The sequence below is a fragment of the Aeromonas sp. 61P genome, assembly GCF_051919545.1.
Lineage (GTDB): Bacteria > Pseudomonadota > Gammaproteobacteria > Enterobacterales > Aeromonadaceae > Aeromonas > Aeromonas veronii.
Genome location: NZ_JBQBEL010000001.1, coordinates 3,468,556 through 3,487,812 on the forward strand (window position 1 = coordinate 3,468,556; position 19,257 = coordinate 3,487,812).

At 59.0% G+C, this 19,257-nt stretch carries 15 protein-coding genes; 6 read left to right on the forward strand and 9 right to left on the reverse strand.

Annotated features, from left to right (window positions below; translation table 11 throughout):
- Positions 1-45 precede the first annotated feature (45 nt).
- Positions 46-669, reverse strand: coding sequence for an ATP-dependent Clp endopeptidase proteolytic subunit ClpP (gene clpP / locus ACTG2O_RS16310; RefSeq protein WP_005336979.1), 624 nt, complete (start codon positions 667-669; stop codon positions 46-48).
- A gap of 86 nt (positions 670-755) precedes the next feature.
- On the reverse strand, positions 756-2,066 hold the full coding sequence (gene tig / locus ACTG2O_RS16315) for a trigger factor (RefSeq protein WP_265783627.1): 1,311 nt from the start codon (positions 2,064-2,066) through the stop codon (positions 756-758).
- A 441-nt stretch (positions 2,067-2,507) separates the two neighbouring features.
- On the opposite strand from tig, the gene ACTG2O_RS16320 reads away from it, so the two are divergent.
- On the forward strand, positions 2,508-2,942 hold the full coding sequence (locus tag ACTG2O_RS16320; protein ID WP_005336982.1) for a YccF domain-containing protein: 435 nt from the start codon (positions 2,508-2,510) through the stop codon (positions 2,940-2,942).
- Positions 2,943-3,034: 92 nt separating this feature from the next.
- Positions 3,035-3,625, forward strand: coding sequence for a 5'-deoxynucleotidase (gene yfbR / locus ACTG2O_RS16325; RefSeq protein WP_047436789.1), 591 nt, complete (start codon positions 3,035-3,037; stop codon positions 3,623-3,625).
- Between the two features lie 87 nt (positions 3,626-3,712).
- On the opposite strand, the gene lolE is transcribed toward yfbR, so the two are convergent.
- The 3 genes from lolE to ACTG2O_RS16340 all read right to left on the reverse strand — a co-directional run bounded on the left by lolE (position 3,713) and on the right by ACTG2O_RS16340 (position 6,985).
- Positions 3,713-4,954, reverse strand: a complete 1,242-nt coding sequence (lolE, locus tag ACTG2O_RS16330; RefSeq protein ID WP_439976346.1) for a lipoprotein-releasing ABC transporter permease subunit LolE — start codon at positions 4,952-4,954, stop codon at positions 3,713-3,715.
- Positions 4,954-5,652 carry a lipoprotein-releasing ABC transporter ATP-binding protein LolD gene (gene lolD, locus ACTG2O_RS16335; protein WP_005360062.1) on the reverse strand — a complete coding sequence of 233 codons (699 nt, stop codon included), beginning with the start codon at positions 5,650-5,652 and terminating at the stop codon, positions 4,954-4,956. The genes lolE and lolD overlap by 1 nt, the downstream gene beginning before the upstream one ends.
- Positions 5,653-5,749: 97 nt before the next feature.
- On the reverse strand, positions 5,750-6,985 hold the full coding sequence (locus tag ACTG2O_RS16340) for a lipoprotein-releasing ABC transporter permease subunit (RefSeq protein WP_058057474.1): 1,236 nt from the start codon (positions 6,983-6,985) through the stop codon (positions 5,750-5,752).
- 76 nt (positions 6,986-7,061) lie between these two features.
- Between ACTG2O_RS16340 and ACTG2O_RS16345 the strand changes: the two genes are divergently transcribed.
- Positions 7,062-7,637: a hypothetical protein gene (locus ACTG2O_RS16345; RefSeq protein ID WP_005336991.1), complete on the forward strand. Its 576-nt coding sequence runs from the start codon at positions 7,062-7,064 to the stop codon at positions 7,635-7,637.
- 55 nt (positions 7,638-7,692) lie between these two features.
- On the forward strand, positions 7,693-11,172 hold the full coding sequence (gene mfd / locus ACTG2O_RS16350) for a transcription-repair coupling factor (RefSeq protein WP_439976672.1): 3,480 nt from the start codon (positions 7,693-7,695) through the stop codon (positions 11,170-11,172).
- A gap of 100 nt (positions 11,173-11,272) precedes the next feature.
- Here the strand turns inward: mfd and fbp are convergent, their stop codons facing one another.
- Positions 11,273-12,307 (reverse strand): class 1 fructose-bisphosphatase, encoded by a 1,035-nt coding sequence (fbp, locus tag ACTG2O_RS16355; RefSeq protein WP_279475426.1) that lies wholly within the window; start codon positions 12,305-12,307, stop codon positions 11,273-11,275.
- 383 nt (positions 12,308-12,690) lie between these two features.
- Between fbp and ACTG2O_RS16360 the strand changes: the two genes are divergently transcribed.
- A complete protein-coding gene (locus ACTG2O_RS16360; protein ID WP_019445875.1) occupies positions 12,691-14,307 on the forward strand; it encodes a peptide ABC transporter substrate-binding protein in 1,617 nt (538 codons plus the stop codon).
- Positions 14,308-14,410: 103 nt separating this feature from the next.
- Here ACTG2O_RS16360 and ACTG2O_RS16365 read toward each other — a convergent pair whose 3' ends face one another.
- From ACTG2O_RS16365 to sixA, 3 genes are all read right to left on the reverse strand, one after another.
- A complete protein-coding gene (locus ACTG2O_RS16365) occupies positions 14,411-15,328 on the reverse strand; it encodes a DMT family transporter (RefSeq protein ID WP_439976347.1) in 918 nt (305 codons plus the stop codon).
- Between the two features lie 164 nt (positions 15,329-15,492).
- Positions 15,493-15,699: a DUF1107 domain-containing protein gene (locus ACTG2O_RS16370; protein WP_005336998.1), complete on the reverse strand. Its 207-nt coding sequence runs from the start codon at positions 15,697-15,699 to the stop codon at positions 15,493-15,495.
- A gap of 133 nt (positions 15,700-15,832) precedes the next feature.
- Positions 15,833-16,300 carry a phosphohistidine phosphatase SixA gene (sixA, locus tag ACTG2O_RS16375; RefSeq protein ID WP_005351311.1) on the reverse strand — a complete coding sequence of 156 codons (468 nt, stop codon included), beginning with the start codon at positions 16,298-16,300 and terminating at the stop codon, positions 15,833-15,835.
- Positions 16,301-16,462: 162 nt separating this feature from the next.
- Here sixA and ACTG2O_RS16380 point away from each other — a divergent pair, with 162 nt between their 5' ends.
- A complete protein-coding gene (locus tag ACTG2O_RS16380) occupies positions 16,463-19,249 on the forward strand; it encodes an insulinase family protein (protein ID WP_439976348.1) in 2,787 nt (928 codons plus the stop codon).
- Positions 19,250-19,257: the final 8 nt, after the last annotated feature.

Consider the following 19,257-nt stretch of genomic DNA (forward strand, 5'->3'; position numbering starts at 1 on the left):
GGATGGATCGGCCTGTTGAGTTTACAACAGACCGGGACACCCTGCTCAGCTACGCTGGCTCAGGACACCGTCTACCAGACCATAGGCCACGGCCTGCTCGGCGGACATGAAGTTGTCACGATCGGTGTCACGCTCGATGGTAGCCATGTCCTGACCGGTGTGGAACGCCAGGCGCTCGTTCAGGGTATTTTTAATCTTCAGGATCTCCTGGGCGTGGATCTGGATATCAGATGCCTGACCCTGGAAGCCACCCAGCGGCTGGTGGATCATCACACGGGCATTAGGCAGGCAGAAACGCTTGCCCTTGGCGCCACCGGCCAGCAGGAAGGCCCCCATGGAGCAGGCCTGCCCCATGCAGACGGTGCTGACATCCGGCTTGATGAACTGCATGGTGTCGTAGATGGACATGCCCGCAGTCACCGAACCACCCGGCGAGTTGATGTAAATATAGATGTCCTTGTCCGGATTCTCGGACTCGAGGAACAGCAGCTGGGCAACCACCAGATTGGCCATGTGATCTTCAACCTGACCAGTCAGGAAGATCACCCGCTCTTTCAGCAGACGGGAGTAAATATCGTAGGAACGTTCACCCTTGGCAGTCTGTTCGACCACGATGGGGACCAGCGCATTGCTGGGAGAATCGGTCATATCGTTATAGTTCTTGTACATAAGGCATTGTCCCTAAAATAAAATGGCCCGAGTGGAGATCACACGAGCCATTATACTTAACAGTCTTGACCTTAAGTCAAATGTTCTTAGGCAGCGGCGCCAGACTTGTTGATCACTTCGTCAAAGGCAACTTCTTTTTCGGTCACTTGCGCTTTGGACAGGATCAGGTCGATGGCTTGATCTTCTACTGCCAGGTTACGAACGCCGTTCAGCATCTGTTCGTTCTTCTGGTAGTACTCGATCACTTCCTTCGGATCTTCGTAGGCAGTCGCCATGGACTCGATGATGCTGTTTACACGGGCATCGTCAGCCTTGATCTCGTTGGTGCGGATCACGTCACCCAGCAGCAGGCCTACGCGTACACGACGCTCGGCTTGAGCCTGGAACAGTTCAGCCGGCAGCTCGGGAGCGTTGCCGCCCTGGAAGCCACCGAAACGCTGCAGAGCCTGCTGACGCAGTGCGTCGATCTCTTGAGCAACGGCAGCTTTCGGCAGGTCGATTTGGTTGGCTTCAACCAGACCGTTCAGAACCTGCTCTTTCACGCTGTTTTTCAGGGCTTGAGCCAGTTCGCGCTCCATGTTCTTGCGCACTTCGGCTTTCAGCTCTTCAACAGAACCGCTTTCGATACCGAAACGCTTCACGAACTCTTCGGTCAGCTCAGGCAGGATCTGCTCTTCAACCTTGATCAGCTTGGAAGCGAACTTGGCTTCTTTGCCTTTCAGGTTTTCAGCGTGGTAGTCAGCCGGGAAGGTCACTTCGATGGTGAACTCGTCGCCCGCTTTCTTGCCCAGGATGGCGTCTTCGAAGCCCGGGATCATACGGCCAGCACCCAGCACCAGGTTGAAGCCTTCAGCTTTGCCGCCGTCGAACTCTTCACCGTCGATGGAACCGACGAAGTCCATGGTCACACGCATGCCATTGGCAGCGGCAACATCGGCATCAGCCCAAGTAGCGTGCTGCTTGCGCAGGGTGTCGATCATGTTGGCCAGATCTTCGTCCTTCACGGTCGAAACCGGCTTCTCGACCTTGATGGTCTCCAGACCAGCAACTTCAAACTCCGGATACACTTCGAAAGTGGCGGTGAATTCGAAATCCTGACCTTCTTTGATCTCTTTCGGATCCATGGTCGGGGCACCGGCCGGGCTCAGTTTGTTTTCGATGATGGCTTTGATGAAGTTGCTCTGCATCATTTCATCAGCAACGCGGGCGTGAGCCATGGCGCCGAACATCTTCTTGATGATGGCAACCGGAGCCTTGCCAGGACGGAAACCGTCGATGCGACGAGTTTTGGCCAGGCCATTCAATTCTTTACGCACAGCGGCGTCTACGGTAGCAGCCGGTACAGTGATGGTAAGACGGCGTTCCAGACCCTGGGTTGTCTCTACAGAAACTTGCATTCTTCTACCTCGTTCAACTCAGCACTGTGTGCTGACCCTTTATTGCCCCTGGGCAAAGCCCGGAGTCTTCCTGTTTATAAAGACAACGATATGTCTTTGTGATGAGAAAATATGACGCGGCATTATAGCGGCGCACTTTGGTCGAGTCGAGCTACACATCCCCCACATTGAGCGGCGTGCAAGCACAATTCGTGCAAAACTGCCCTTTATATGGGGAGAGAGGTGCCCGACTTCAACTATCCGATGGCAATAATTTTGCGTTTGCTCACCTTTTTTCATCCGAACGCCGCTTTATTACCCATCTTTCGCCGAAAAACAGCCCACCGTTGCGGGCGGCGACTCAATTTGACCAGCCAAATGGCGATTGGACCAATCAACCATTGCGTCCCTACCCCTCCCTCGTTATGGTGGCAACCAAATTGATGATCTGGAGTCACTCACATGGCCTTTTTCCGCTTCTTGTTCAATCTGCTCTGGTTTGTACTGGGAGGTGTCTTTATGGGCCTGGCCTGGTGGCTGGCCGGTCTTGTCTGCTTTATCTCGCTGGTCGGCATCCCCTGGGGACGTGCCTGCTTCGTGATCGGCACCTTTACCTTCTTCCCGTTTGGCAAGCAGGCCGTCAATCGCAAGACCATGACTGGCCAGAGCGATATCGGCACCGGCACTCTGGGGCTGATTGGCAACATCCTCTGGTTCGTGCTGATCGGCGTCTGGCTGGCCATCGGCCACATCGCTTCCGCGCTGGCCTGCTTCGTGACCATTATCGGTATCCCGTTCGGTATCCAGCACCTCAAGCTGGCACTCATCAGTCTGGCTCCTATCGGCCAGATGATTGTGACCAACCAGGAGGCTGAATCGGGCCGCTATATCCGCTAACTGCGCGAAATGCGCGGGCAGACGCTGCCCTGCAACGAAAAAAAGGGCAGACTAGAGTCTGCCCTTTTCTATTCTCTTTTGTTGAGGCCGTCATGTTACCCAGCCACTTTTTCGCCAATCTCGCCCGCATGAAACTCATCTACCGCTGGCCCCTGATGCGCAACATCCAGCCGGAAAACATCGCCGAGCACAGCCTGCAGGTGGCCATGGTGGCCCATGCCCTCGGCATCATCAAAAATCGACTGTTTGGCGGCAGCGTGAATGCCGACCGCGCCGCCGTGATGGCCCTCTACCACGACAGCAGTGAAGTGCTGACCGGCGATCTGCCTACCCCGGTGAAATACTTCAATCCCGAGATTGCCCGCGAGTACAAGAAGATAGAGCTGGCCGCCGAGCAGCGTCTGCTTGGCATGCTGCCGCCGGAACTGGTGGAGGACTTTCGCCCCCTGCTCGATTCGGCAGCCCAGGATGACGAGCTGGCCAGGCTGGTCAAGGATGCCGACACCCTCTGCGCCTATACCAAGTGTCTGGAGGAGATCAACGCGGGCAACCGGGAGTTCGAGCCGGCTCGCAAGCGCCTTGAAGCCATGCTGGCAGCCCGGATGAGCGATGAGATGCGCTACTTTATCGACACCTTCGTGGCCAGCTTCTCCCTACCGCTCGATGAGCTTAACGCTCACTAAGCCAGTCTACATGACCAGAAAACTGAAGGGCCCGCCGGTTTGCACCGGCGGGCCCTTCGTTATTTATGGCGCATTAGATGCAACGCATCAGTGACCCAACTCGCGGGACGGTACCAGACCGCTCGCCCGCCAGGCGGGATAGAGGGTCGCCACCAGACTCATCAGGATGGCGGCGCCCGTCACGATGATCAGATCCTGCATATGCAACTCGGTCGGCAAGAAGTCGATAAAGTAGATATCCGGATTGAGGAAGCGGTGGCCAATAAGCTTCTCGATGACACCCAGGATCTGGGTCAGCTTGCTCGAAAGCAGCCCGCCCAGTAGGGCGCCGAGCAGGGCTCCGGCCACGCCGTTGACCATCCCCTGAATGACGAAGGTGAGCCGGATCTGGCCGGGGCTCGCCCCCATGGTTTTCAGGATGGCGATCTCGCTGCGCTTCTCGTTCACCGCCATCACCAGGGTGGAGACGATGTTGAAGCAGGCCACGGCCACCACCATCAGCATCACCACATACATGACGGTACGCACCATCTGGATGTCCTGATAGAGGTAGCCCTGGCTGTTCATCCAGCTGCGGATATAGACGTGATGGGGGAACTGCTGCGCGGCGGCTACGGTGATGGGTTGCGCCTTGAGCACATCGCTCACCCGCAGGCTGAAGCCCTCCACATCGCTGGCCATGCCGGTGATCGCTTGCGCATCGGCCAGATGCATAAAGCCGAGCAGACCGTCGAGCTGACCGCCAATTTCCAGCAGCCCCACCACGGTCAGGGCTTCGCGCCGAGGATTCTTGATCCCCGCCTGATCACCCCCTTGCGGCAGCAGCAGGGCGACCGAATCCCCCACCTTGACCCCCAACTTGTCGGCGATGGTCTTGCCAAGGATCACCCCACGTTCACCCGGTTGCAGCTCACGCAGACCGCGGCCCGTCATGTATTTGCCGGCATCCGACAAATTGGCTTCCAGATCGGGCAGCACGGCGCGCAGTTGCACCCCCTTGAGGGCAGAGCCATGCTCCAGCAGGCCATTGAGGCGAATGACCGGCGCTGCCGCCTCAACGCCCGGTTGAGCCAGCAGGTAGTCGCGCAGACGTGGCCAATCCGGCAGCGGCCGCTCGACGGCGTCCAGCTCACCTTGCGGCACGACCGAGAGCACCCGATCTTTAAGCTCCCGCTCGAAACCGTTCATGGCGGAGAGGCCCAGGATCAGCGCCATCACCCCGAGGGCAATACCGATCAGGGAAGAGGCAGAGATAAAGGCGATAAACCCGTTGCGACGGCGGGAGCGGCTGTAACGCAGGCCCAGAAAGAGGGGCAGCGGTTTGAACATCAGGCAACCTCCGCCATCACGCCGCTCACCAGGGTCACCCGGCGATGGAGCTTGGCCGCCAAGCTCAGGTCGTGAGTCACTACCACAAACGCAGTGCCCAGTTCACGGTTCAGTTCACACAGCAGTTCGTACACTGCCGTGGCACTGGCGTGATCCAGATTGCCGGTGGGTTCGTCCGCCAATACCAGACTCGGTTCGTTGACCAGCGCCCGGGCGATCGCCACCCGCTGGCGTTCGCCACCAGAAAGCTCGGAGGGGCGGTGGTTCAAGCGATGGGAAAGCCCCACCCGCCCCAGCATCCTGGTTGCCTTTTCGGTGGCAACCGCCACCGACTCACCGGCGATCAGCAGCGGCATGGCCGCATTTTCCAGCGCACTGAACTCGGAGAGCAGGTGGTGGAACTGGTAGACAAAGCCCAGCTCGCGGTTGCGAAAGCGAGCCTGGGTACGGCTGTCCCAGTGGTGGATATCCTCACCCTTGAACAGCACGGCGCCGCTGGAGGGGTTGTCCAGCGCCCCCATCAGATGCAGCAGAGTGGTCTTGCCGGAGCCGGAGCTCCCCACTACCGCCAGCATTTCACCGGGCGCAACGCAGAGATCGATCCCCTTGAGCACCTGAGTCTCCAGCTCCCCCTCTTTATAGACATGATTGAGCGCCTGGCAGCGCAGCAGAGGTTCACGGGATACGGCTTCATTCATAACAGGGGCTCCACTTACGCCAGTGACCACAGAGGCACCAGTAACAACGCCGGTACTCGCACCGGAGGTAACAACAGAAGATGTATTATTCACGGCATTACTCATAACGCAGCGCCTCGGCCGGTTTCACCCGTGCAGCGCGGGCCGCCGGATAGAGGGTGGCACTGAAGCTCAGCAGCACGGCGCCCAGCAAAATGGTGATGACCTGAGCCGGCTCGACAATGACCGGCAGGCCACTGCCGCCAGCCGCCATATAGAGGTTGAGCCCCACCGCATTGAGCAGGGGGTTGAGACCCAGGGAGAGCGCAAGGCCCGCCAGTCCGCCAAACAGGGCGCCAATCACCCCGCTGGAGGCGCCAAGTACCATGAAGATTTTGACGATCCCTGATTCACTCATACCCATGGTGCGCAGGATGGCCACTTCGCCCTCCTTGTCCGTCACCACCATCACCAGTGCGGAGAGGATGTTGAAGGTAGCGACGGCGATGATCAGCACCAGCATCAGCCCCATCATCCGTTTCTCCATGGCGACCGCCTGGAACAGCTCGCCCCGCTCGCGGCGCCAGTCCTGCCAGACCAATCCGTCAGGCAACGGCGTCTTGATCACCTCATCGGCCGCAAACGGATCATCTAGCCAGAGGCGAATGCCACCGACGGTTTCTGGCGGCAGACGCAGCAGCCGCTGGGCATCCCCCAAGGCGATCAGCGCAATCTGGTTATCCACATCGGCGCCGACCCCGAAGATACCGGAGACGGTAAAGAGGCGCTGGGCCGGCACCCGACCAAACGGAGTGAAGCGGGTCCCTTCGGTCAGGATCAGCCGAACCTGATCGCCGATGGAGACATTGAGGCGGCGTGCCACCCCCTGCCCCAGCACGATGCGGTAGTGACCGGCCTGCAGGGTATCGAGGCGCCCCCCCAGCATCTGGGAGTGCAGGATGTCATCCTTGGGCCACTTTGCAGGGTCGATCCCCTGCACGCTCACCCCGGTCAGCTGGCCGGGGCTTTGCAGCATCCCTTCGCTGTCGAGCATGGGGGCAGAGGCAACTACATGGGGTAATTTGGCCAGATCCGGCAAGCCTTGCGGGTCTGCATCAATGCGGCCAGCCTGATTGGTCACCACCACATGGGGGATCACCCCGAGGATGCGCCCTTTGAGCTGCCCTTCGAAACCGTTCATTACCGAAATGACCACCATCAGGGCGGCGACCCCGATGGCGATGCCAAAGGTAGAGAACAGGGAGATAAATGAGACGAAGCGATTGCTGCGCTTCGAGCCTGCATAACGCAGGCCGATGGCCAGCGAAAGGGGCTGAAAAAGTCCGGTCTTCAAGGATATGTACGTTGCCAACAAAATAAGATACCGGATAATAAAGGGAAACCGTCCATGACAACAAGGGATAGCCTCCATGCAGGAACAGTTCTTCAGCGTCACTCATGCCACGCCGGTCAATGTGATCCCCATGCCGGCCGACTTCCACCTCCCCTCGTTGGAGGAGCTGGACGCTGAGCTGCCGGAGCCCTTTCGGATCTCTTCGGCCATTACCTCCATCGATCTGGTGACCACTCGCCTGCTGCGCAACCAGAACGAGTCGATGCACGATTTGATCGAGATCGTCAATCAGCAGTCCCGCAAGATCGACATGATCATGGGCTATGTGCTCTCCCTGCAGGACCATCCGGAGCAGCGCTTTCACACCCTGCGCTTCGGGGCTGGCCAGCTCACCTACCTGCACCCCTATCATGATCACGGGGCTGCGCCGCACCTGCACCAGATAGTGCGCCTCAAGATCTTCCTGCGGGAAGAGGCGGCCGCCATCTACTGCTATGGCCAGGTCAAACAGCTCGACGGCGGTGAACATGGCACCCATGTGCAGCTCGACTATGTGCGGATCCGCGAAGATGACCGTGAACTGCTGGTTCGTGCCAGCCTCCACGTGCAATCGAAGCAGCTCAAGCTGCGCGCCCAAGAACGTCAGCGCTAACCAGAGCGAACGTCGCGATAGATAACGTCAACGTTAAAAGAATCGAACCATGCCAATGACACTCCCCGCCTTGCCCGCCAAAGCGGGCCAAAAGATCACGCTCGGCCAGCTGGTCGGCAGCAGCCTCTCGCTGATTGCAGCCCGTCTCACCAGTGAAGCCAAGGGGCCGGTACTGCTTATCACCGCCGATACCCCGAGCGCCCTGCGCCTGGAGCAGGAGCTACAGTATTTGCTGGCAGACAAGCAGCTAGCCGATCAGTCCGCCCCCGTATTGCTGTTCCCCGATTGGGAGACCCTGCCCTACGACACCTTCTCTCCCCATCAGGACATCATCTCCCAGCGACTCGAGACTCTCTACAAGCTGCCACAGATGAGCAAAGGGGTATTGATTGTCCCCATCTCCACCCTGATGTTGCGCTGCGCCCCCCGGGTCTATCTCGACAAATACAGCCTGATGGTGAAGGCCGGTCAGCGCCTCAACCTGCAACAGCTGCGCGGGCGGCTGGCCGAGGCGGGTTACGTGGCGGTGGATCAGGTGCTGGAACATGGCGAATTTGCCGCCCGCGGCTCCCTGCTCGATCTCTTCCCCATGGGCAGTAGCAGCCCCTATCGCATCGACTTCTTCGACGATGAAGTGGACTCCATCCGCCCATTCGATCCCGAAACCCAGCGCTCCAGCGAACCGGTCAAGACAGTCAGCCTGCTGCCCGCCCGGGAATACCCTACCGACGAGGCGGCCATCGAGCTGTTTCGCGGCCAGTTCCGCGAGCAGTTCGAGCTGTCGCGGGCCGAGGGCTCCGTCTATCAGGAGGTGAGCAAGGGGCGCTGGCCTGCCGGCATCGAGTATTATCTGCCGCTCTTCTTCAACCAGACCGCCAGCCTGTTTGACTACCTGCCGGAAGAGACCCTGCTGCTCACTGTGGGGGACATCTACCCCGCCGCCCAGCGTTTCTGGAACGATATCGGCCAGCGCTATGAAGACAGACGCTGGGACAATACTCGCCCCCTGCTACCCCCGGCCCAGCTCTATCTGCCGGTGGAGCAGCTCTTTGCCTCTCTGGGCCAATATGGCGCGGTGCGGCTGCAAGAGGCCGCCACTGCGGGCGATGCTGGTCAGCACGATCTGCCTATCTCGGCCCTGCCGGATCTGCAACTCGATCACAGCAAGGAGCAACCCTTGCTGGCGCTCAACCAGTTCCTGCAAGGCTTTGCCGGGCGCACCCTGTTTGCGGTGGAATCCGAAGGGCGACGGGAGGTGCTCGGCGATCTGCTGGCGCGTATCTCGCTGCAACCCAAGGAATTCCCCTCTCTCGACGCCTTTATGGTGAGCCCGGATCGACACGGCCTGCTGGTGGCCCCCCTTGAGCGTGGCTTTCTGTGGCAAGAAGCCGGAGCTGATGCCAGTAATCAGCCACTGGCCCTGATCACCGAGACCGAGCTGCTGGGCGGCAAGGTGCGCAGCAAACGGGCTCGGGAGAAGAGCAAAAACTTAAGCTCCGATGCGGTGATCAGAAACCTGGGCGAGCTGACCCAGGGTCAGCCAGTGGTCCATCTGGATCACGGGGTCGGCCGCTATCTGGGACTGGAAACCATCGACGCCGGTGGCCTGCCCACCGAGTTTTTGACCCTTGAATATGCCGGCGGCGACAAGCTGTTCGTGCCGGTCACCAGTTTGCACCTTATCAGCCGCTACACCGGGTCGGATAACCCGCCCAGCCACAAGCTCGGCGGCGAGGCCTGGAGCAAGGCGCGGCGCAAGGCGGCGGAGAAGGTGCGCGACGTGGCAGCCGAATTGCTGGATGTCTACGCTCATCGCGCCGCCCGCGCCGGTTTTGCCTTCAAGCACGACAAAGAGGCCTATCGCCAGTTTGCCGCAAGCTTCCCATTCGAGGAGACCGACGATCAGCTCAACGCCATCAATGCGGTGCTGGGGGACATGTGTCAGGCCAAGAGCATGGACCGACTGGTGTGCGGCGATGTCGGTTTCGGCAAGACCGAAGTGGCGATGCGGGCGGCATTTGTGGCGGTGCACGGCGGCAAGCAGGTTGCCGTGCTGGTGCCCACCACCCTGCTGGCGCAACAGCACTACGACAACTTCCGCGACCGCTTCGCCAACTGGCCGGTGCGGGTCGAGGTGCTGAGCCGCTTCCGCTCCGCCAAGGAGCAGAGCGCTGTGATGAAGGAATTGGCCGAAGGCAAGGTGGATATCATCATCGGTACCCACAAGCTGCTCGGCTCCGAGCTCACCTTCAAGGATCTGGGGCTGCTCATCGTCGATGAGGAGCACAGATTCGGGGTGCGCCAAAAGGAGAAGATCAAGGCGCTACGGGCCGATGTGGATATCCTCACTCTCACCGCCACCCCTATTCCGCGCACCCTCAATATGGCGATGTCCGGCATGCGGGATCTCTCCATCATCGCGACTCCACCCGCCAAGCGACTCGCCATAAAAACCTTCGTGCGCCAGCACGAACCGGCGGTGGTGCGCGAGGCGGTGCTGCGTGAACTCAAACGTGGCGGCCAGGTCTACTACCTGCACAACGACGTGGAGAGCATCGAGAAGTGCGCCGCCGACCTGGCGGAGCTGGTACCCGAGGCCCGCATTGGCATCGCCCACGGCCAGATGCGCGAGCGCGACCTTGAGCGGATCATGTCCGACTTCTACCACCAGCGCTTTAACCTGCTGGTCTGCACCACCATTATCGAGACCGGTATCGACGTACCGAGCGCCAACACTATCATCATGGATCGGGCGGATCACCTGGGTCTGGCCCAGCTGCACCAGCTGCGGGGCCGGGTTGGCCGCTCCCACCATCAGGCCTATGCCTACCTGCTCACCCCCCATCCCAAGCTGATGACCAAGGATGCGGCCAAGCGGCTGGAGGCGATCGCCTCGCTTGAAGATCTCGGCGCCGGTTTTGCGCTGGCGACCCACGATCTGGAGATCCGTGGCGCAGGCGAACTGCTCGGCGACGATCAGAGCGGCCAGATTGAATCGGTGGGCTTCACCCTCTATATGGAGATGCTGGAGCAGGCGGTCGAGGCGCTGAAAAATGGCAAGGAGCCGTCGCTGGAGCAGCTGATGAGCCAGCACACCGAGGTGGAGCTGCGCCTGCCTGCACTGCTGCCGGATGACTATATTCCGGACGTCAACATGCGCCTCTCCATGTACAAGCGGATCGCCAGTGCGGCGGACGAGCAGGAGCTGCGCGAGCTGAAAGTGGAGCTGATCGACCGCTTCGGCCTCTTGCCGGAGGCAACCAAAACCCTGCTGGAGCTGGCCGCTTTCCGCCAGCGCGCCACCGCCCTTGGCATTCGCCGAGTTGAGATGAGCGAGCGCGGCGGATATCTGGACTTCACCCAGGAGACCAAGGTCAATCCGGCCTATCTGGTCAAGCTGCTCTCCAGCCAGACACGGGTCTACAAGATGGACGGGCCGACCCGGCTGCGCTTCCAGGTGCCGACCCAGGAGCGCGCCATGCGCCTGAAACTGGTGGATGGCTTGCTGGCGGATCTGGCCAACAACAGCCTGTGAGTCTTTGCAGCGCTGGCGGTTGGCCAGACAGATAGCGCCAACTAAAACGGGAGCCAAATCGGCTCCCGTTTTTTATTTGCTATCTGACTACTGCGTACGTTCAGCCCTGGTTGGCTGGATCCTCATGGGCGGAGAACTCGCGCATAAAGGCCTCGGCGCGCTCCACCATCTTGGTCGAGCCAACAAAGTAAGGGGTACGCTGGTGCAGCGCGGTGGGCTGGATATCCATGATCCGGCCAAAACCGTCGGAGGCCTTGCCACCAGCCTGCTCCACTAAAAACGCCATCGGGTTGCACTCATAGAGCAGCCGCAGCTTGCCGTTCGGCGAGTTGGTGCCGGACGGATAGATGTAAATGCCGCCCTTTAGCAGGTTGCGATGGAAATCGGAAACCAGGGAGCCGATATAACGTGAGGTGTAGGGTCTGTGGGTCGACTCGTCGCGCTCCTGGCAATATTTGAGGTACTTCTTCACCCCGTCCGGGAACTTGATGTAGTTGCCCTCGTTGATGGAGTAGATCTTGCCCTCTTCCGGAATGCGGATGTTCTCGTGGGAGAGGCAGAAGCAACCGATGGAGGGGTCGTAGGTAAAGCCGTTGACGCCAAAGCCGGTGGTGTAGACCAGCATGGTAGATGAGCCGTAGACCACATAACCGGCGGCGACCTGACGGTTGCCCGGTTGCAGGAAGTCCTCCAGGGTCACCGGCGAACCTTGCGGGCTCAAACGGCGGTAGATGGAGAAGATGGTTCCGACCGAGACGTTGACGTCGATATTGGAGGAGCCATCGAGCGGGTCGATCAGCACCACATACTTGGAGTTTTTGGAAAGCGGTGAGTCAAAGGCCACGAAGTCCTCTTCCTCTTCCGAGGCCATGCCGCACACCTCGCCGCGCGCTTCCAGCGCCGCCTTGAAGCGTTCGTTGGCGTAGACATCCAGCTTCTGCTGCACCTCGCCCTGTACGTTTTCAGCGCCCATGGAACCGATGATATCCGCCAGTCCCGCCTTGTTGATCTCCCGGTTCACCACCTTGGCAGCAAGGCGGATCGAGCTGAGCAACGAGGTCAGCTCGCCGGTCGCGGTAGGATAATCCGCCTGCTTTTTGACGATGAACTCACCCATGGTGATCATGTTTCGCATTTTTGTTCCTTTAGATCGCATCCGTTGGCATTGAAAACGTTTGCAGGCATCGGCAAAAAAAAATGCCGATCACCGGCGGCCTTGATTTGTAACCTAATGTAACGTCTGTTTTTTGTTTTTGCAGCGAATTAAGCGGCCTATTAAATAGGCTATTTCGCCTCATGTTATGGTAAAAGGCGCGTTTTATTCGGTTTCAATCGATAACTTTCGGCCTCTTAATTCGTGGCAATAACCTGCGACAAGCCATGAGCTGACTGGCCTTGAGTCATTAAAGATGGAGTCTGATGGGCCTGCCGTCCCCTCAGCCATTGCCTCTTGAGATCCGATCGCCAATCCAGCACACTGATTTCGCTTTGGAAGCAAATAAAACTCAAGGATTATCAATGAACAAGACTCTCATTGCCGGCATGGTAGCCGGACTGTTTGCCCTTCCCGCCTGGGCTGCCCAGGTGCCTGCCGGTACCAAGCTGCTGCCGGATGCCCAACAAATCTACGTGACCAATATCGGCACCGAACCCACCACCATCGACCCCCAGCTGGTAGAAGAGACCGCCGGTAGTGCCATCGTCAACGATCTGTTTGAAGGGCTCTATGAGCTGGATAATACCGGCAAGATCAAGCCAGCAGGTGCCGTCAGCTACGACATTGACAAGACAGGTACCGTCTACACCTTCAAGCTGAGGCCCGAGGCCAAGTGGTCAAACGGTGAACCGGTCACCGCCGCCGATTATGTCTACGGCTGGCAACGGGCGGCCGATCCCAAGACGGCCTCCAACTACGCCTGGTTTATCGAGTTGACCGGAGTGGTCAATGCAAGCGAGGTGACCCAGGGCAAGAAGAGCCCGTCAGAGCTCGGGATCAAGGCGCTCGATGACCACACCCTGCAGGTCACCCTGAAAAATCCGGTCCCCTTCTTCCTGAAGACGCTTGCCCACTACACCACGTTCCCGGCCCCCAAGGCCACCATTGAAAAGTTCGGTAAGGATTGGGTCAAACCGGGCAATATCGTCTCCAACGGTGCCTTTGTGCTCAAGGAATGGACCCCCAACGAGCGGCTGAGTGCCGAGCGCAATACCCACTACTGGAACAACCAGCATACCGTCCTGAACAAGGTGGTCTATCTGGAGATCGTCTCGGAAACCGCCGCCTACAACCGCTATCGCACCGGTGAACTGCACTACACCACTTATCCGCTGGAGCAGTACAAACAGCTCAAGAGCAAGAGCCCGGAAGAACTGGTCAGCGTCCCCACGCTGGCCAGCTATTACTATGTCTTCAATACCCAGCGCAAACCGTTCGATGACCCGAAAGTACGCAAGGCGCTCTCGCTCGCCATCGACCGGGAGACCATCACCGACAAGATCCTGGGACAGGGACAAATTGCCGCATATAGCTTCACGCCCCCCATTGTGGACGGTTTTGAATTGAAAAAACCGGCCAGCCAGCTGCAGAGCAAAGAGGAGCGGATCAAGCAAGCCAAAGCCCTGTTGGCCGAAGCGGGATATGGCCCGGACAAGCCACTCACAGTGGACATTCTCTACAACACCAACGAGAGCCACAAAAAGATTGCGCTGGCCGTCTCCTCCATGTGGAAACACAACCTGGGGGTCACTGCCACCCTCAACAACATGGAGTGGAAGACCATGGTCTCGGCACTCAACGAGGGGGATTTCGGGGTTAGCCGCTATGGCTGGAACGGGGATTATAACGATGCCTCCACCTTCCTCGATATCATGACCTCCAGCAGCAGTGCCAACAGCGGCAAGTGGTTCAACAAGGAGTACGACGCCCTGCTGGCCAAGGCCCACGACTCGCTGGATCCCGCTGAACGCAATGCCCTGTATCAACAGGCAGAGGCACTCATTGATGCGGATGCCCCCATCGCCCCCATCTATTTCTCGGTCAAATCAAGGTTGCTCAAGCCTTTCGTGAAAGGCTATCCCCACCTTAACCCGCAGGATGTGGTCTACAGCAAGGAGCTCTATCTGGTTGCCCAGTAACCGGCTAGGAAGATGTAACCATAAAAAAGCGCCTGCATTGCTGCAGGCGCTTTTCATTGGCGGCCAAGCAGGCCATTGGGCCTACTTACACCTTCACGCAAGATTACTCTTCGGGACAGGGTGCCAGCACCACCCGGTGGCGCCCCATCACCACCGGACGAACCAGCAGCTGTGCCAGCAAGACACCGAGCAGGGTCAGACCGCCCCCGATCAGGTGATAGCTGGTCAACCGCTCACCCAGCAGGGTGATGGCAAGGCCAGCCGTCATCACCGGCAGCAGGTTCATAAAGATGGCGGTACGGTTGGCACCGAGCAGGGCGATACCCTGCATCCAGAGCCAGGGTGAGAGCGCCGAAGTGGGGATACCGGCATAGAGGATCAGCCACAGGGCCCGCCCATCAGGCCACTGGCCATCCACCAGCAAAAAGAAGGGGGTCAGGATCACCACACTGCAGATCACCTGACCGTAGAGCAGCGACCAGTTGTCGAGCCCCAGATCCCACTTCTTGAGCAGCACGCTGTAAAGGGCATAAGTACCGGCCGAGATCAGCATATAGACAGAGCCGATATGAATGCCTTGGGTAAACAGCCGGGTCGGATCCCCCTGCCCCAGCAAGATAGACAAGCCAAGGATGGAGAGCAGCGCCCCCAGCACGGCGCCCCAGGTGGGCCGCTCGCGCAGCAGCCAGATGCTGAACAGCACGGTCAGCAGCGGCGTCAGTCCCATCATCAACCCCATCTCGGTGGCTCCCAGGGTTTGCGCCGCGTAGTAACCAAAAGTCTGGTTGAGCACCATGCCCAGCGAAGCCAGCATGGCGATCTGCCAAAGGCCAGCGCGCAGACGGGCACGCGCACGCCATACCCGACGGGCCAGAAACGGGCTTAATACCAGCGCAGCCACCACCCAGCGCGACCAGGCCAAGGCTGCGGGGGACAACGCACCAACCGCCAGTTTGCTGACGATGCCATTGCCAGCCCAGATGGCAATGCAGGAGAAGGGAAACAGAAAGGCAAGGGGCATGAGAGGATCCAGACCGAAGAGACAACAGCGGGCCAGTATAGGGGGCGATGGAAGATAAACAAAGGTGTGGGCCTGAACAGCCACATGGTGAACGCCAGTAGCCAGAAACAAATATGCCCGCAAAAGTGCGGGCATATCAGTGCAGAAACAGGTTCAGAAGCGCATCACGCGGCATCCATGTGCAGTCTTGAGATCAGCTCGTTGACCTCGGTGACTGTCTGGCGATGGGGAATATCCGCCGGATTCGGCATCAGCAACAAACCGGATTGGAAATCAAACCGCCCCCGACCATGGATGTAAATCCGACCTTTAAAGAAGGTTTTGACATGCTTTGCCACCATCAGTGGCAGGTACTTCTTGAACACTCTCATCGTTTGCAACCTCTTGCAGTTGTATCCGTATGACAGCAGCTTCTGCGAATTAATTCCGTAAAGTATTTATAAAAATCCGGAAAACTCGCCCATCTCTTCCCAAAAAATTCAATCTATAACTTTTTATTAACTTTTAGCCTATTGTATGCGGCCCTTCGAGCCAGAGCAAGGCTCCTTTGCCATCGTGCCACTCGATACAAGCGATCCCCGAGGTGGCGAACATGGGTGCTCCTGCTGCCGGGCAGAGGCTTTGCACCAGATAACCCACCAGCGGCAGATGGCTGACCATCAGGATCTGGTCATGTTGCTGCGCCAAAGTGGTGAGGTAGCTGGCCACGAAAGCGGGATCACCGTAAGGGGTAATGTCGCCACTCTCTTCAACGGCTGCTGCGTCAGGTAATTCACTGCATATGGCTTGCCAGGTCTGACGTGCCCGCAGATAGTTGCTGTGGATCACCCGATCCAGCGGGCCAATCAGCTGAGGCGCCAGCCAGCGGGCCATCTGGATAGACTCTTCAATACCCTGCTCGGTCAATGGACGCTGTTCATCTGTTTTCGCATTCATGCCAGCCTGGCCATGACGCATGATATAGATCTTCATTACAACCTCGCCCAACGGGCCTGTTTTGATAGCCGGGGAATCTTACCCCGCCACGGGTGTGGAAACAATTGCGCTACCTCTCAGAAAAGGGTTTGCCTGACGGGATAGCGGGGTCGATAATCATGTTTAAATTCAAATAAATCCAACGTGAGTCACACGCCAATGAGCCCATATGCCAGTCCCAATGACCATCGGCAATACCATTTTCTGGAGCTGGCCAACCGGCTCAGAGTCTTGTTGATTTGTGATCCCGACACAGACAAATCTGCCGCCTCGCTGGCGGTCAATACCGGCCATTTTGACGATCCCGCCGACCGGCAGGGAATGGCCCATTTTCTGGAGCACATGCTGTTTCTCGGCACCTGCACCTACCCCAAGCCTGGTGAGTACCAGCAATTTATGAGCCGTCATGGCGGCAGCAACAACGCCTGGACCGGTACCGAGTTCACCAACTTCTTCTTCGAGATCGACAACGGCTTCTTCGAAGCGGGGCTGGATCGCTTCTCCCAGTTCTTTATCTGCCCCACCTTTGATCCGGAGTGGGTGGACAAGGAGCGCAACGCGGTCGATTCCGAGTATCGCCTCAAGCTGCAGGACGACATGCGCCGCAGCTATCAGGTGCATAAAGAGACGGTCAACCCGGCGCACCCCTTCTCCAAGTTCTCGGTGGGCAACCTCGATACCCTGGCCGATCTGCCGGGACGGGATCTGCGCTCCGACCTTATTCGTTTTTACAAAAGCCACTACAGCGCGGATCGCATGGCGTTGGTGATGATCTCGCCGGAATCCATCGATACCCAGTTGCAGTGGTGCTGTCGCTACTTTGCTCCCATTTTGAATCGCAATTTGGGAACCCCGACCCTCACCATGCCACTCTACCGGCTCGATGATCTCGGCGTGCGCATCCACATCAATCCGGTCAAGGAGACCCGCAAGCTGTCGCTCAGCTTCCCCTTGCCCAATGTGGACGCGTTTTACGACAAAAAGCCCCTCACCTTCCTGAGCCATCTGATTGGTTATGAGGGGGATGGCAGCCTGCTCTCCCTGCTCAAGGCGAAAGGCTGGGTCAATCAGCTCTCGGCGGGCGGTGGCATCAGCGGCGCCAACTTCAAGGATTTTGGCGTCAACTTTGGCCTCACTCCTCTGGGCCTTGAACATGTGGACGACATCCTCGCCGCCCTGTTTGGCTATCTGAAACTGATTGGCCGCGAAGGGCTGCAGAGCTGGCGCTATGACGAAAAACGGACCGTGCTCGAATCGGCGTTTCGCTTTCAGGAGCGCGGCCGCCCCCTCGATACGGTGTCGGGGCTGGTGCTCAACCTCTTTAGCTACAAACCTGAGGATCTGCTCTACGGCGACTACATGATGCGCGAATATGACGAGGGGCTGATCCGCCGCTTCCTTGCCAAGCTCACCCCACACAACCTGCGCATCACCATCACAGCGCCGGAAGTAGCGACCGATCGGCTGGCCCGCTGGTATCAGACCCCCTACAGCGTGGCGACCATTACCGAGGCCGAGAAAATTCGCTGGCAGCAGAGCGAGCCGGATCCGGCGCTGGCGCTGCCCAAACCCAACCCCTTTATCAGCAGTCGGCTCGATCCGCGCACGCCAGAGCTTGCCGCCGACATGCCCGCCTGCCTTATCGATCGCCCCGGTTTTCGCCTCTGGCACCTCCATGAGCACCTGTTCAGCGTGCCCAAGGGCAATCTCTACATCTCCATCGACAGCGAACATGCGGTCAAAAATCCGCGCAATATCGCCATGGCGCGCCTCGCCGTGGAGCTGTTGGCCGACCACCTCAACGCCCTCACCTATCCGGCGGAGCTGGCGGGACTGGGCTATCAGATCTATGCCCATCAGGGGGGCTTTACCATCAACCTGAGCGGTTTTGCCGACAAGCAGCCGCTGTTGCTCGACATGATCCTCGGCAACCGCACCCTGGGGTATCCGGATCCGGGCCGCTTCGCCGAGATCAAGGAGCAGCTCATCCGCAACTGGGATAACCAGTCCAAGGCGCGCCCCATCTCCCAGCTCTTTAACCAGCTCACCAGTTTGCTGCAACCGAACAACCCGCCGTTCGAGCAGTTGCTGCGCCACCTGCGCACGGTAGAGCTGGAGGAGATGCCCGGCTTCGTGGCCCAGCTGTTTGGCGAGGTGCATGTCGAGGCACTGGTACATGGCGACTGGACTGCAGCCGAAGCGCTGGAGCTGGCCGCCCTGATGGAGCGCCACCTGAGCGACATCAATGGCACCAGCAGCAAGCCGAGCGGCGAGACCCGCCGCCCGCTCATCTCCATTCAGGACAGGGGCACCCTTATTCGCGAGCAGGGTTGCGATCACGAAGACTCGGCACTGCTGGTCTACTACCAGTCCCGTACCACTCGGGCGCGGGATCTCGCCTGCTTTACCCTGGCGAACCACATCATGTCCTCCACCTTCTTCCACGAGCTGCGCACCCGCCAGCAACTGGGGTATGTGGTGGGCGCCGGCAACCTGCCCCTCAATCGCCACCCGGGGCTGATCTTCTATATCCAGTCGCCGGTGGCAGGGCCGCAGATCCTGCTCGATGCGGTGGAGGAGTTTATCGACCTCTTCCCGCTCGCCATGCTCGAATTCCCCGAGCAGCAGTGGCAAGAGAGCAAGGCGGGGCTGCAAGCTCAGCTGAGCGAGCGGGATGCCAATCTGCGCAGTCGCGGCCAGCGGTTGTGGGTCAGTATTGGCAACAAGGATCTGGGGTTCGATCAGCGGGAGCGGGTCTGCGACGAGGTCGGCAAGTTGAGCCGCGCCGATCTGGTGCGCTTTATCACCCAACTGCGTTCGCGCACCTCCGATCGGATGATCCTCTGCAGCTATGGTCAGGGGCACGAACATGACGAGCGGATCACCGGCCAGTTTATCGACGATCCACGGGCATTTCGGCTCAATGCCGCCACCTTCGAGGCCTGATCAGGCCT